This is a genomic window from Bradyrhizobium liaoningense (assembly GCF_018130955.1).
In the GTDB taxonomy this organism is placed as follows: domain Bacteria; phylum Pseudomonadota; class Alphaproteobacteria; order Rhizobiales; family Xanthobacteraceae; genus Bradyrhizobium; species Bradyrhizobium liaoningense_C.
In genome coordinates, this window is sequence record NZ_JAFCJM010000013.1 from 46,061 (window position 1) to 59,510 (window position 13,450).

Consider the following 13,450-nt stretch of genomic DNA (forward strand, 5'->3'; position numbering starts at 1 on the left):
CGTGGAGGAGGGAATAACATGCGTGCAACAGCGGCGATGGCGGTCTCGCTCCTCAAGCTCAGGATCGGCGTAGCCATCGCCGCGAGTGCGCTGGCGGGCGTAGCGCTCGCAAGCGGGCCGGGCCTCTCCTGGTGGCAGCTCACAGGTCTCTCGCTCGCCATCCTGGGGGCCTCCGGCGCGGCGGGTGCCTTCAACCACTACTACGACCGCGACCTCGACCGGTTGATGCTGCGAACCCGCAACCGCCCGTTCGCCAGCGGTGCGTTCGGCGAAAGCCCGTGGTGGCTGGTCGCGTTTCTCGGGCTGCTCGTCATTTCCCTCGGGCTCGCCTGGCTGACGGTCGGCCATGTCGCGGCCGCTTACGTGTTTCTCGGCGCATTCACCTACGGCATCGTCTACACGGTCTGGCTGAAACGGAAGAGCACCTGGAACATCGTCGTGGGCGGGCTCGCCGGGAGCTTTGCCGTGCTGGCGGGCGCTGCCGCAGTCGATCCGGCGCCACAGGTCGTGCCGACCGTGTTGGCGGTCGTTCTGTTCCTGTGGACGCCACCGCATTTCTGGAGCCTCGCGGCGGCCAAGGGGCAGGACTACGCCCGCGCCGGCATCCCGATGCTGCCGGTTGTGGTGCCCGCGAGCGCGTGGACCAAGGCGATCCTCGCCCATTCGGTTGCGCTGGCGGCGATCTCGCTCGTGCCGCTCTGGTACGGCCAGGGTCTTTTCTACGGCATCGGTGCTGCGGCCGGCGGCGGCTGGTTCGTCTGGACCAGCCTCACGCTCTATCGCGAGCCTTCAAAGGCGAACGCGATGGCGAACTTCTTCGCCTCGTTGATCCAGCTCGCCTTCCTGGTCGCCGGCGCGCTGTTGTCGAGTGCGATCGGGTCCTGGTCATGATCGGCAAGCGTGCCGCGAACTGTCTGGTCGCGATGCTGAGCTGCTTGTCGCTCGCATCCGCAGCAGCCGCGCCCGCGTCACCGGCGATCGATCCCAAGGCCGCGATTGCCGCAGGCGAGCGGGCGGTCGGGCGAACCATCGGCGACTACCGGCTGGCAGACACGGCCGGCGCGGCGCTGTCCTTGCGCGACTATCGCGGCAAGCCGCTCGTCATCAGCCTCGTCTATTCGGCGTGCAGCTCGGTCTGCCCGCCGACCACGCAGCACCTGATCGATGCGGTGCATGAGGCCGGCCGCGTGTTCGGATCGGACCGCTTTGCCGTGCTCACCGTCGGGTTCGACGCCCGGAACGACACCGTCGCCCGCATGGCGCAGTTCGCATCCCGGCAGGGCATCAAATTCGCGAACTGGCGGGTTGCCAGCGGCGATGCTGCGACCATCGAGGCGCTGCTGAACGATCTCGGCTTCAGCTATCGGGCCGTGGCCGGCGGCTTCGATCACCCGGCACAGACGACGATCCTGGATCCCGATGGCAGGATCTATCGCCACGTCTATGGCGACGATTTTCCGTTTCCGATGTTCATGGAGCCGATGAAGGACGTGATCTATGGCATAAGGACGCCGTTCTCGTTCGACGGAATCATCGACCGCATCCGTTTCATCTGCACCACCTACGATCCCGGCTCCCGGCGCTACCGCATCGACTACGGCCTGGTGTTCGGCGGTGTGATCGCCGCCTTCTCGCTGATCGCCATGGGCGGTCTCATCCTTCGGGAATGGTTTCGTGCGGGGCGGAGAAGCAGGCTCCAGCGGGTGACACGGTGATCAGTGCAATCCGCAGCGTGCTCCGCGCCGGCTTCGGTCTGATCGAACGTCCCTTCGATCGGCTGTTCGGTCCGGCGCTCAATCCGCTGGCACAGCTCGGCGCGCTCGGGTTCTTCTTCTTCTGGATCGTCGCCGTCAGCGGCATCTATCTCTTCATCTTCTTCGACACCGGCATCGAGCGCGCCTATCAGTCGGTCGAAAATCTCACGCAATACCACTGGTTCCACGCCGGCGTGATGCGCAGCTTTCACCGCTATGCCTCCGATCTGATGGTCGTGATGCTCGTGACCCATCTGCTGCGCGAATTCGCCTACGACCATTATCGCGGCGTGCGCTGGTATTCCTGGTTCACGGGATTGCCGATCATCTGGCTGCTCTATGTGTCAGGGATCACCGGCTATTGGCTGGTGTGGGACAAGCTCGCGCAATATGTCGCGCTCGCATCCTCCGAGCTTCTGGACTGGCTGCCGGTGTTCGGCGAGCCGATCGCGCGCAACTTTATCGCGACGGGGACGCTGACCAGCCGCTTCTTCTCGCTGATGGTGTTCATGCACGTTGCCGTGCCGCTGTTCCTCCTGTTCATCATGTGGGTCCACATCCTCCGCATCTCGCGGCCCAAGGTGAACCCGCCGCGCATGCTGGCGGCGTTGTCGCTCACGGCACTGCTCGCCGTTTCGATCTGGAAGCCCGCGATTTCGCAGGGACATGCCGATCTCGCCAAGGTTCCGGCCGACGTCGGCCTCGACTGGCTGTACCTCCCGCTCTACCCGCTGACGACGATCTGGGGCAACGGCGCGGTGTGGGCGTTCCTCGGCGCCTTCTCGCTGATGATCGCGGCGATGCCATGGCTGCCGCCGCTGCGCCGGGCCAAGGCGGTCGAGGTTCACCTCGATCACTGCAACGGCTGTGCGCGCTGTGCGGAGGATTGCCCCTATGAGGCCATCCGCATGGTCGGCCGGACCGACGGCCTGCCGTTTCCGACCCAGGCGCAGGTCAATCCGTCGCTGTGCGTCTCCTGCGGCATCTGCGTCGGCTCCTGTCCGTCGTCTACGCCGTTCCGCCGCAGCGAAGACCTGCGCACCGGTATCGATCTGCCTGAATTCCCGCTGAAGGAGCTGCGCGCAAGGGTCGTCGAGACTGCAAGCGGCGTGTCCGGGGCAGGGCGCCTCCTCGTGCTCGCGTGCGAGCATGGTGCAGCGGCCGGCCGGCTGGAGGGCACCGTCGTGCTGCCCTGCGTCGCGATGGCGCCGCCGTCATTGATCGATTTCATCCTGAGCCGAAATCTCTCCGACGGCGTCGTGGTGGCCGGCTGCGCCGAGAGCGCCTGCTACAACCGCCTCGGGGTGAAGTGGACCGAGGAACGCTTTGCCGCCGAGCGCGATCCCTATCTCCGCGCGCGCGTGCCACGTGAACGGATCGCCACGATCTGGGCGTCCGCGCTCGAGGTTCGGCGGGCCGAGGCTGATATCGCGGCCTTTGCCGCGCGGGTTGCGCAACTGCCGCCGCTGCACATGCAGTCGCCGCTGCCGAAGAGCATCGTTGCGGCTCGCAAGGACCGCGCGCGGGCTGATGCGGGGAACGAGCCATGAGCGGTGTCCTGCGCACGGCTGGCCAGTTCGTGGCGATCGTCGCGCTGTTCGCCGGCGTTGCCATGTTGTCGAGTTGGCCGCGCTGGCGCCAGATCCCTCAGGATTCCGGCGTGATGATGCTGACCTTCGTGCACGGCGCCGACCGCAAGGGTGAATGCCGGCGCCTGAGCCCCGAGGAGATCGCAAAATTGCCGCCGAACATGCGGCGGGTTCAGGATTGTCCGCGGATTCGCCGCTCGATCTATGTCGAGCTGGATGTCGATGGCCGCAACGTCTACCGGGCCGACCTGCCGCCGACCGGAATCGCCGGCGACGGACCGTCGCGGGTCTATCAGCGCTTCGTGCTGCGGGCCGGCAAATACGACGTTGCGGTTCGCATGCGCGACACCGCCCGCGCTGACGGATTCGACCACGAGCGCAAGGAGACGGTGGCGTTCGCGCCGTCACAACTCCTCGTCATCGACTACCGGCCGGAGAACGGCGAGTTTATCTTTCGCTGAGGATGGGATCATGGGCCTGTTGCATTGGGATGATCGCTACAGCGTCGGCATCGCGGCCGTCGATCACGAGCACCAGGAGCTCATTGCGCTGATCAATCGCCTGCATGAGGAGGCCACGGCGCAAGGGTCCAAGGACGCCGTTCTCGGTTTCTTCGGCGATCTCTTCAAGGCGATCTCCGCGCATTTTGCGCTGGAGGAACGCTTCATGCGCGAGCGCGGCTACGGCCGGCTCACCCAGCACAAGAACGACCATGAGCGGCTTCTGGACGAAATCCGCGACCTCATGGAGGCCTATGAGGCCAGCTCCAGTTTCGACGATAGTCTGCTGGCGGACGCGCTGGACGCGTGGTTCTCCCGGCATTTCGAGACCCATGACGCCCGGCTGCACAAGGCGCTGGGCGCGCATTAGGGACATCTGACGATCCACTCAACACAGGAGATGAAGAGAATGAGACGGATATTGATCGCCCTTGCGGCCGTAGCCGCGTCGGCTGGTGCTGCCGGTGCGCAGGACGTGACGGCGGGGGCCACCGCATACAAGAAATGCGTGAGCTGCCACGATGTCGGACCGACGGCCAAGAACAAGGTCGGGCCGGTGCTCAATGGCCTCGAGGGCCGCAAATCCGGATCGATTGCCGGCTACAGCTATTCCGACGCCAACAAGAACTCCGGCATCACCTGGGACGAGGCGAGCTTCCTCGATTACATCAAGGATCCCAAGGCCAAGGTGCCGAACACCAAGATGGCGTTCGCCGGCATCAAGAACGAAGGCGAGGCCAAGAGCCTCTGGGCCTATCTCAAGCAATACGACGCCGACGGCAAGACCAAGTAGCCGAGCGAAGAGCGTTCCGGCCGGCGTGCATCGGCGGTCAGCCGTCGATGCCGTCGAGCGGGCCTGCCGCGGGCCAGCGCCGGCGGCGACGGGTCCGGTCCACGGCCCACAGCGTAATTCCGTCCAGTCTTGGCAGCAGGGCATCGATCTCGTCGGCCGACGCGACCGAGAGCGCGGTCGAAAGTGCGTCGGCGACGGCGGCTGACGCATGATGCACGGTGATCGTGCGCCAGTGCCCCGCGCTGCGGCCGCTGCGCGGATCGAACAGATGGTGCGCGGCGCCGGCGGCACCGAGCACGCAACCTGCGCCTTCGGAGGTCGCGAGCGCGCCGCGTGCAAGGCGGATCGGTGCGGCGTGGGGCCGCTCGACGAGCCACGGCGATCCGTCGCGCCGTGTTCCCAGCGCACGCTGCTCGCCAAGATCGATCAGGATGTTGGTGAGGCCCCGCGCCGCCAGCAGCTCCGCCACGCGATCGGTGACATAACCCTGGCCGAGGCCGTTGAGCGTGAGACGCTGGCCGTCGCCGAGCCGGATCGCGTCTGGACCAAGCTGGATCTTTGTCCAATCCACCGCCCGGCGCGCCCGCGCAATCAGGTCGTCTGGCGGCAGATCGACGCGGTCGCCGCGGGCGAACCAGTCGACATAGGCTTCCCACAAGGCCTGCACCGTCGGATCGAACAATCCGCCGGTGAGATCGGCGACGCGGAGCGCCAGTGCCAGGGCGCGCCGCAGGTCTCCACTCGGCTCCGCAAGGTGGCCGTCACGATTGAGGCGGCACAACTCTGATTCGGGGCGGAACAGGCTCAGTGCCGTTTCGAGGCGCTCGATTTCCGCCTCCACCGAGGCGGCCAAGCTGCGCGCAATCCGCGGATCGACGCCGTTGAAGAGGAGGCGTGCATCGGCCCCCATCGCCGTGCCGCGCCATTCGTAGTCGGCGTCTGCCGGACGGGCAGGACCCGCGATCGCGCCGGCAACGGCGCTTGCGAAGATCGTGATGGCGCGGCGCCGGGTCGGGTGCTGAAGCGGCATGGCGTTCCTCATGCCTTTTGGGTCGGCGTGGACGGCGGCAGCGGTTGACGCCGCTGCGCGCGCTTCTTCAGATGCAAGCAGATGTCGTGGTCGAAATAATTGGCCTGGCATTTCAGGCAGTAGATGCATTCGTTGGGATTGATCTGCCCGAGCGGGTGAATGGCCTGAACCGTGCAGCGCCGGGCACAGACGTGGCACTCCGCGCCGCATTCCCGGTAGCGCTTCAGCCATTCGAACATCCGCATGCGTGCCGGGATCGCGAGCGCCGCGCCGAGCGGACAGAGATAGCGGCAATAGAAGCGCTCGACGAACAGTCCGGCGACCAGCAGCAGCCCAGCATAGAGCCCGAACGGCCACTCCCGCAGGAACTTCATGGTGATCGCGGTCTTGAACGGCTCGATCTCGGCGAGCTGGAAGGCGCTCAGGATGGAGCGCAGCGAGATCGCCAGGATCGCGACAAAAGCGACATATTTGATCATCCAGAGCCGCTCGTGCAGCCCGAACGGGATTTCGATCTGCTTGATGCCGAGGCGGCGCGCGAGCTGATTGGTTAGCTCCTGCAAGGTTCCGAACGGGCAGAGCCATCCGCAAAACACGCCGCGGCCCCAGAACAGCATGCTGAGCGCGACAAAACTCCAGAGCAGGAAGACCAGGGGATCGAGCAGGAATAGCTCCCAGCGGAAGCCGGAGAGCAGCGCATGAATGAAGGTCAGGACGTTGACGACCGAGAGCTGCGCATTGGCGATGAAGCCGAGGAACACCAGCGTCAGCAGCAGATAGCCGGTGCGCAGCCGATAATAGAAGACGCCGTGCGCGGTCACGCTGTCCTGGAAGATGAGGATGGCCGCGAGCACCGTGAGCATCGCGCCGAGAACACCGATTTCGTAGCGCCGCGCCCACCAGATGTCCTGCCAGAGCGGCGCGGTGGCGGCAGACGCAGAGGATGGCGCGGTTTCGCTCGCCACCGATGCTGCCGGCGGCGTCACCGGCGTTGCGATCAGGTAGCGCTCGGGAATGCGATAGTCGAGCGATGCCACCGCCGGTCCGCCGCTTGTCGATCCCGCGCCGAGATCGATATCGAGCCGGAACGGCTTGGTCGAATCGAACCCGCCCGATTGCGGGACTCGGAACACCGCGATCTCGCGCAACTCCGGTGCACCTGCCGCATGCAGCGATTCGATCGCCGTATGATCCGATGGCTTGAGGCGGAATGTGCGGCTGCCCTGGACGATCTCGATGCGTGTGAACGTGCCGGCCTGACGCCACTCGGTCCCCTTGAACGAGTAGAGGCCGGCGCCCCCGATCAGGATCAGATCGTCGTCAGGTCCGATCTTGCCCAGTTCGCTTTCATAGATGCGTTGGCCGAGCAGGCTTTCTCCAATGGGGGGCGGGGTCGCGAGCGCGAGCCAAACGTCGATGAAGGGCTTTTCGGGTTCGCTGTCCTGTGTGCCGAGCATCTTGGCGGCTTCGCCGCGGAGGATCAGCCGATGCTGAACGGCGCCTTCGGCGAGCAGCGACGGCCAGGAGGAACGGCGTAGCGTCTCGCGATCGAGACGCACGGTGCGCTCGGGGGAGGCGCTGCGGCTGCGCAGCACGGAGCGCGCCGAGCGGACGATCGCGTCGCGGATCACGGTGCTGGTGATCGTGGCGCCTGCGACCGCGTGCGGACCGCGGGCAAGGTCGTCCGCCGGCTTGAGCGTGGCGCCGGCGCGCAGGCCGAAGCCGCGGAAATTGGCGACGTAAGCGGCCAGCGCATCGCGCGGGATTCCGATCACCAGGATCGGCTCCTCGTGCGCGACGATCTCGGCGCCGGCGATGATGCCTCCGGTCGTGACCGCTGCGACGATGTCGAGCGGTCGGCCGGCATAGCCGACGGAACCCGACACATCGTGACTCGAGAAGGCGTAGCCGAGCACGCGCCCGTCCGCGCTCCGTACGACGGCGGCGGGAGGCGTTCCCTCGGCGCGTTCGATCGTAACGGGTTCGCTGAAGAATCTTGTCGCGACGTCGAGATCGGCCGCGTAGGCGATGCTCATCGTCAGCAGGAGCATCGCCGCGACGCGCAACCCTCGCAGTGCAATAAACCCGACGATGCCGGCAACCGCTCGCATGCACCGGATCAGGCAGGGTTGTGGCCACGCCGCATTGAGCTAGGTCAATTTCGCCCTTAACCGCGGTCAATGCGAAGGCGCGGCGTCCCCGGCATAACCACACGATCGGATTCTCATGCTGGAGGAATGTGATGCGAGGCCGAGCTTCTCTGCTAGCGATGCTCACGGGCGGCGTTGCCGCAGCGGGCTTTCTTTATCTTGGTGCGACGGCCGCCGTCGCGCAGCAGCAGGCCCCGGCGCCGAAGCCGTCGGACCTGCAGCAGCACAAGACTACACCCGGCGGTCAGTATCAGCCGAGCCTGGACGTGCTCGGCGACAAGCCGGCCGAACAGCCTGGCACCAGGCCCGGCGATCCCAACCTCACCAAGGCCGAATTCGACAAGGCCAATCGCATCTATTTCGAGCGCTGCGCCGGTTGTCACGGCGTGCTGCGCAAGGGCGCGACCGGCAAGCCGCTGACGCCCGACCTCACCAAGAAGCTCGGCTTCGACTATCTGCGCGATTTCATCACCTATGGGTCGCCCGGCGGCATGCCGAACTGGGGCACCTCCGGCGAGCTCCAGCAGACCGACGTCGAGCTGATGGCGCGCTATCTGCTCAACGAGCCGGCGCAGCCGCCCGAGTTCGGCATGAAGGAGATGAAGGAGAGCTGGAAGGTTCTGGTGCCGGTCGCGCAGCGTCCGACCAAGAAGATGAACAAGCTCGACATCGACAATCTGTTCTCGGTGACGCTGCGCGACGCCGGCGAAATCGCGTTGATCGACGGCAGCACCAAGAAGATCGAACACGTGCTGAAGTCCGGCTACGCCGTGCACATCTCGCGCATGTCGGCGTCGGGGCGCTATCTCTACATCATCGGGCGCGATTCGAAGTTGAACCTGATCGATCTCTGGATGGATCCGCCGCAGACCGTCGCGGAGATGAAGATCGGCACCGAGGCGCGGTCGGTCGAAACCTCGAAGTTCAAGGGCTATGAGGACAAATATGCGATCGCCGGCGCCTATTGGCCGCCGCAATATGTGATCATGGACGGCGCGACGCTCGAGCCGATCAAGGTGGTCTCGACCCGCGGCATGACCGAAGACACCCAGGAGTATCACCCGGAGCCGCGCGTCGCATCGATCGTGGCCTCGCACTTCAAGCCGGAATTCGTCGTCAACATCAAGGAGACCGGACAGATCCTGCTCGTCAACTATCAGGATCTCAAGAACCTGAAGGTGACGGCGATCGAGGCCGAGCGCTTCCTGCATGACGGCGGCTTCGACAAGACCGGCCGCTACTTCCTCGTTGCCGCGAACGCCCGCCACAAGATCGCGATCGTCGACACCAAGGAGGACAAGCTGGTCGGCGTGGTCGAATCCAAGGGCCAGACGCCGCATCCGGGCCGCGGCGCCAATCTGGAGCATCCGAAGTTCGGACCGGTGTGGGCCACGAGCCATCTCGGCAGCGAGACGATCTCCTTCATCGGCACCGACCCCGAGAAGCACAAGGAGTCCGCCTGGAAGGTCGTGCAGACGGTGGACGGTCAGGGCGGCGGATCGCTCTTCATCAAGACGCATCCGAAGTCGGAAAACCTCTATGTCGACACGCCCCTGAACACGGACGCCGAGATTTCCTCGTCGGTCGCAGTGTTCAAGATCAAGGAGCTTGCCAAGGAGAAGCCAGAATACAAGGTGCTTCCGATCGGCCAGTGGTCCGGTATCTCGGAAGGCGCGCGTCGCGTGGTGCAGGGCGAGTTCAACAAGGACGGCACCGAGATCTGGTTCTCGGTCTGGAACAACAAGGCGCAGGACTCCGCGATCGTCGTGGTCGACGACAAGACGCTGACCTTGAAGACGGTCATCCGTGACAAACGGCTCGTCACGCCGACCGGCAAGTTCAACGTCTACAACACCCGTAACGACGTCTACTGACCGGTCCCCGGATGGCGCGGCGAGGTCCGTCGCGCCATCCCGAAAATTTCGAGACGGCCCAAGTGGAGCGCGTCATGGCTGTTGGAAAGGTCTATCTCGTCGGCGCCGGTCCAGGCGATCCCGAATTGCTGACGCTCAAGGCGGTGCGCACGATCCGTGAGGCCGACGTCGTGGTCTACGACCGGCTGGTGCCGCAGAGCATTCTGGACACCATTGCCGACGGCGTGCTGCAGATCAACGTCGGCAAGCAGGCCTCGTTTCATCCGGTGCCGCAGGACGAGATCAACGGCATGCTGGTGCGCCTGGCGCGCGCGGGCCGCACCGTGGTGCGGCTGAAGGGCGGCGATCCCTTCATCTTCGGACGCGGCTCGGAGGAGGCGGCCGAGCTGGAGCGGGCCGGCGTTGCCTACGAGGTGATCCCCGGGATCACCGCCGCGCAGGGCTGCGCGGCGGCGGTACGCATGCCGCTGACGCATCGCGGGCTCGCTTCGGGCGTGCGCTTCGTGACCGGGCACCGAAAAGCAAACGAACCGCTCGATCTCGACTGGAAGAGCCTTGCCGACCCCGAGACCACGCTGGTCGTCTATATGGGCCTTGCGAATATCGACGAGATTGTCGGCAAGCTGATGGCGGAGGGCCTGCCGGGAATCACGCCTGTACTTGCTGTGTGTCAAGGAACGACGCCGCAGGAGCGTCGAATATGCGCGCATCTGGAGACGCTGCCGGCGGCTCTGAAGGACGCGACGTTGAGCGGTCCCGTCCTCTTCATCATCGGCAGGGTCGCCGCCATTGCCATGGAACGCGAGGAACGGAGCGACGCGGAAAATGCCGAGGCGATCCCGGTTGTGGCCTAGCATCGCTGTTACGTCCCTCGTCGCGATGGCGCCCGCGGTCGCGAGCGAGACGCCTTCGGACGCGGTGCGCCTGGCGAATTTGGTACGGCAGGATTGCGGTTCCTGCCATGGCCTCAGTCTGAAGGGCGGCCTCGGCAAACCACTGACGCCTGAGCATCTGCGCACCTGGAGCCGCGAGCAGCTCGTCAGCATCATCCTCGACGGCGTGCCGGGCACGCCGATGCCGCCCTGGCGTCCACTGTTGAGCGAGCCCGATGCGCGGTGGATCGCCGAACGGTTGCAGCATGGAGACCTGCCATGAGTGTGATGCGGCTTGTTCTTGCGTTCCTGCTGCTGATACCGGCCGCTGCCTGCGCGGGCGAGTTGCGCGGCACCGGCAATCTCGGCCTGATCGTCGAGCGCGCGACCGGCTCGGTACTGATCGTCGACACCACCGCGCGCAAGCCGATCGGCCGGGTGGAGGGTCTCGGCGATCTCTCGCATGCATCGGCGGTGTTCTCGCCGGATCAGCGCTACGCCTATGTGTTCGGCCGCGACGGCGGCCTGACCAAGGTCGACATGCTCGACGCCGTCATCGCCAGGCGCATCGTGCAGGCCGGAAACGCGATCGGCGGCGCGATCTCCGATGACGGTGCGTTGATCGCGGTGTCGAATTACGAGCCCGGCGGCGTGCGGGTGTTCGACGCCAGGACGCTCGATCCGGTCGCCAGCATTCCGGCCGTCGGCGCCGACGGCAAGACGTCGAAGACGGTCGGGCTTGTCGATCTGCCCGGACGTCGCTTCGCCTGGGCGCTCTATGACGCAGGCGAGATCTGGGTCGGTGATCTCAGGGATGTCGAGGCGCCCGCCGTGACGCGGCTCGCCGGTGTCGGCAAGCTGCCCTATGACGGCAACGTCACGACGGACGGGCGCCACTACCTCGCCGGCCTGTTCGGCGAGGACGGTGTCGTGCATGTCGACACCTGGCGGCAGCCGCTGAAGGCCGAGCGCATCCTCAATGGCTACGGCCGTGGCGAACAACCTCTGCCGGTCTACAAGATGCCGCATCTGGAGGGCTGGGCTGCCGTCGGCGACAGGCTGCTGCTGCCGGCGGTCGGACGGCACGAATTGATCGCGGTCGATCTGCGCAGCTTTGCCGAAGCCGGCCGCGTCGCGACCCACGGCCAGCCGGTGTTCGCGGTGGCGCGGCCGGACGGCCGCCATGTCTGGGTCAACTTTGCCCATCCGCACAACGACACCATCGAGATCGTCGAGACGGAGACGCTGAAGGTCGTTCACCGGCTGACGCCGGGGCCGGCCGTGCTGCACATGGAGTTCACGCCGCGCGGCAACGAGGTGTGGGTCTCGGTGCGCGACGCCGATCGCATCGACATCTACGACGCCGTGTCCTTCGCCAAGAAGGGGGAAATCGTGGCGCAAAAGCCATCCGGCATCTTCTTCACCGCACGTGCGACGAGGATCGGACAATGACGCCGACGTCCATCGAGCTCTCCCTGATCGATCGCTGGCAGCATGGCTTTCCCCTGGTCGACAAGCCGTTCGAGGTGGTGGCGCGCGCCGCGGCGCTGGAGGAGCGGGAGACCATCGACGTCTTCCGCCGCTGCCAGGCGCGCGACCTGATCTCGCGGGTCGGCGCCGTGGTCAGGCCGAATACGGTCGGCGCAAGCACGCTCGCGGCGCTCCAGGTTCCGCCCGATCGGCTGGAGGAGGTCGCGCGGATCGTCAGCCGCCAGCCGTTCGTCACTCACAATTACGAGCGCGAGCACGATCTCAATCTCTGGTTCGTGGTCGCCGGTGGCGACACGGATGCGATCGCCACGACGATCCGCGCTATCGAGAACCAGGCGGGCCTGACCGCGGTCGTGTTGCCGATGGTGCGGGCCTATCATCTCGGTCTCGGCTTTCCGCTCGGCGCGGCGTGTGCGCAGAAGGGCAGGACGGTCCGCCCGATCGAGGCGTACACACCGGATCCGCGCGATCGCAACATCCTTGCCGCGATCGAGAATGGTCTTCCGCTGGTCGAACATCCCTATCGTGCGGTTGCCGACCGGCTCGCACTCGACCAGGCCGAGGTGATCGCGCGGCTGGAGCATCTGATCGAGGCCGGCGTGGTGACCCGGTTCGGCTGTGTCGTGCGGCACGACAAGCTCGGCTTCAGGTCCAATGCGATGGCGGTGTGGGAAATCCCGGACGAGAGCGTCGAAGAGGTCGCCGCGACCTTTGCCCGGCATCCCGGCGTCACCCTGTGCTACCAGCGCCCGCGCCGGCTGCCGCTCTGGCCCTACAATCTCTTCTGCATGGTCCATGCGCGATCGCGCCACGATGCCCATGCGGTCATCGACGAGCTCAATCTGCTGGCCGACACCGGCTTGCGGCGGCAGGCGGTGTTGTTCTCCAGGCGCTGCTTCAAGCAGCGCGGCGCCGTTTTCTCCAGCCGTAGCGGAGCGAATTGATGCGTCCGCTCGACCCGACCGAAAGAGCCGTCGTGAACGCCCTGCAAGGCGGCTTTCCGCTGACGCAGCGGCCGTTTCGCGATGCCGGCGCCAGGCTTGGTCTCAGCGAGGGCGAGCTGATCGACTGTCTCGGCGGCCTCATCGCCGGCGGGCAGTTGAGCCGGTTCGGTCCGCTCTGGAATGCCGAACAGCTCGGCGGGGCGGTTTGCCTCGCGGCGATGGCCGTCCCACCGGAGCGCTTCGACGAGGTCGCAGAGCTCGTCAACGCCCATCCGGAGATCGCGCACAATTATGAGCGCGATCACGAGCTGAACATGTGGTTCGTGGTGTCGGCCGCAGAGGCCGGCCGGATCGATCGGGTGATCGCCGAGATCGCGTGCGAGACCGGCCTTGCGGTCCGTGCCATGCCCAAGACGCGCGAATTCTTCGTCGGCTTTCGTGTCGAGGTCTGAT

The 13,450-nt window shown here is 65.9% G+C and carries 14 protein-coding genes; 12 read left to right on the plus strand and 2 right to left on the minus strand.

What is annotated here, in order from left to right; all coding sequences use genetic code 11:
- Window positions 1-18 precede the first annotated feature (18 nt).
- From cyoE to JQ632_RS13400, 6 genes are read left to right on the plus strand one after another with little or no spacing between them, the layout of a single operon-like run.
- On the plus strand, window positions 19-891 hold the full coding sequence (gene cyoE, locus JQ632_RS13375; protein ID WP_212402797.1) for a heme o synthase: 873 nt from the start codon (window positions 19-21) through the stop codon (window positions 889-891).
- A complete protein-coding gene (locus JQ632_RS13380; protein ID WP_212402798.1) occupies window positions 888-1,715 on the plus strand; it encodes an SCO family protein in 828 nt (275 codons plus the stop codon). Before cyoE ends, JQ632_RS13380 begins: the two co-directional genes overlap by 4 nt.
- Window positions 1,712-3,304, plus strand: a complete 1,593-nt coding sequence (locus tag JQ632_RS13385) for a cytochrome b N-terminal domain-containing protein (protein ID WP_312015606.1) — start codon at window positions 1,712-1,714, stop codon at window positions 3,302-3,304. The genes JQ632_RS13380 and JQ632_RS13385 overlap by 4 nt, the downstream gene beginning before the upstream one ends.
- Entirely contained in the window at window positions 3,301-3,804 is a 504-nt protein-coding gene (locus JQ632_RS13390) for a hypothetical protein (RefSeq protein WP_249151892.1), read from the plus strand. The genes JQ632_RS13385 and JQ632_RS13390 overlap by 4 nt, the downstream gene beginning before the upstream one ends.
- Before the next feature lie 10 nt (window positions 3,805-3,814).
- Window positions 3,815-4,213 carry a bacteriohemerythrin gene (locus JQ632_RS13395; protein WP_212402800.1) on the plus strand — a complete coding sequence of 133 codons (399 nt, stop codon included), beginning with the start codon at window positions 3,815-3,817 and terminating at the stop codon, window positions 4,211-4,213.
- A 30-nt stretch (window positions 4,214-4,243) separates the two neighbouring features.
- On the plus strand, window positions 4,244-4,636 hold the full coding sequence (locus tag JQ632_RS13400) for a cytochrome c family protein (RefSeq protein ID WP_212402801.1): 393 nt from the start codon (window positions 4,244-4,246) through the stop codon (window positions 4,634-4,636).
- A 37-nt stretch (window positions 4,637-4,673) separates the two neighbouring features.
- Here JQ632_RS13400 and JQ632_RS13405 read toward each other — a convergent pair whose 3' ends face one another.
- Window positions 4,674-5,666 carry an FAD:protein FMN transferase gene (locus tag JQ632_RS13405; protein WP_212402802.1) on the minus strand — a complete coding sequence of 331 codons (993 nt, stop codon included), beginning with the start codon at window positions 5,664-5,666 and terminating at the stop codon, window positions 4,674-4,676.
- Between the two features lie 8 nt (window positions 5,667-5,674).
- Complete coding sequence (locus JQ632_RS13410) at window positions 5,675-7,777, minus strand: NosR/NirI family protein (protein ID WP_212402803.1); 2,103 nt, start codon at window positions 7,775-7,777, stop codon at window positions 5,675-5,677.
- A 131-nt stretch (window positions 7,778-7,908) separates the two neighbouring features.
- Between JQ632_RS13410 and JQ632_RS13415 the strand changes: the two genes are divergently transcribed.
- From JQ632_RS13415 to JQ632_RS13440, 6 genes are all read left to right on the plus strand, one after another.
- Window positions 7,909-9,690, plus strand: a complete 1,782-nt coding sequence (locus JQ632_RS13415) for a nitrite reductase (protein ID WP_283817674.1) — start codon at window positions 7,909-7,911, stop codon at window positions 9,688-9,690.
- 74 nt (window positions 9,691-9,764) lie between these two features.
- Window positions 9,765-10,544 (plus strand): uroporphyrinogen-III C-methyltransferase, encoded by a 780-nt coding sequence (gene cobA, locus JQ632_RS13420; protein WP_212402804.1) that lies wholly within the window; start codon window positions 9,765-9,767, stop codon window positions 10,542-10,544.
- Entirely contained in the window at window positions 10,534-10,845 is a 312-nt protein-coding gene (locus JQ632_RS13425) for a cytochrome c (RefSeq protein ID WP_249151899.1), read from the plus strand. The genes cobA and JQ632_RS13425 overlap by 11 nt, the downstream gene beginning before the upstream one ends.
- Window positions 10,842-12,014, plus strand: a complete 1,173-nt coding sequence (locus JQ632_RS13430) for a cytochrome D1 domain-containing protein (protein WP_249151900.1) — start codon at window positions 10,842-10,844, stop codon at window positions 12,012-12,014. Before JQ632_RS13425 ends, JQ632_RS13430 begins: the two co-directional genes overlap by 4 nt.
- Window positions 12,011-12,997, plus strand: coding sequence for an Lrp/AsnC family transcriptional regulator (locus JQ632_RS13435; protein ID WP_212402806.1), 987 nt, complete (start codon window positions 12,011-12,013; stop codon window positions 12,995-12,997). Before JQ632_RS13430 ends, JQ632_RS13435 begins: the two co-directional genes overlap by 4 nt.
- Window positions 12,997-13,449 (plus strand): Lrp/AsnC family transcriptional regulator, encoded by a 453-nt coding sequence (locus JQ632_RS13440; protein ID WP_212402807.1) that lies wholly within the window; start codon window positions 12,997-12,999, stop codon window positions 13,447-13,449. The genes JQ632_RS13435 and JQ632_RS13440 overlap by 1 nt, the downstream gene beginning before the upstream one ends.
- The last annotated feature ends 1 nt before the right edge of the window (window position 13,450 follow it).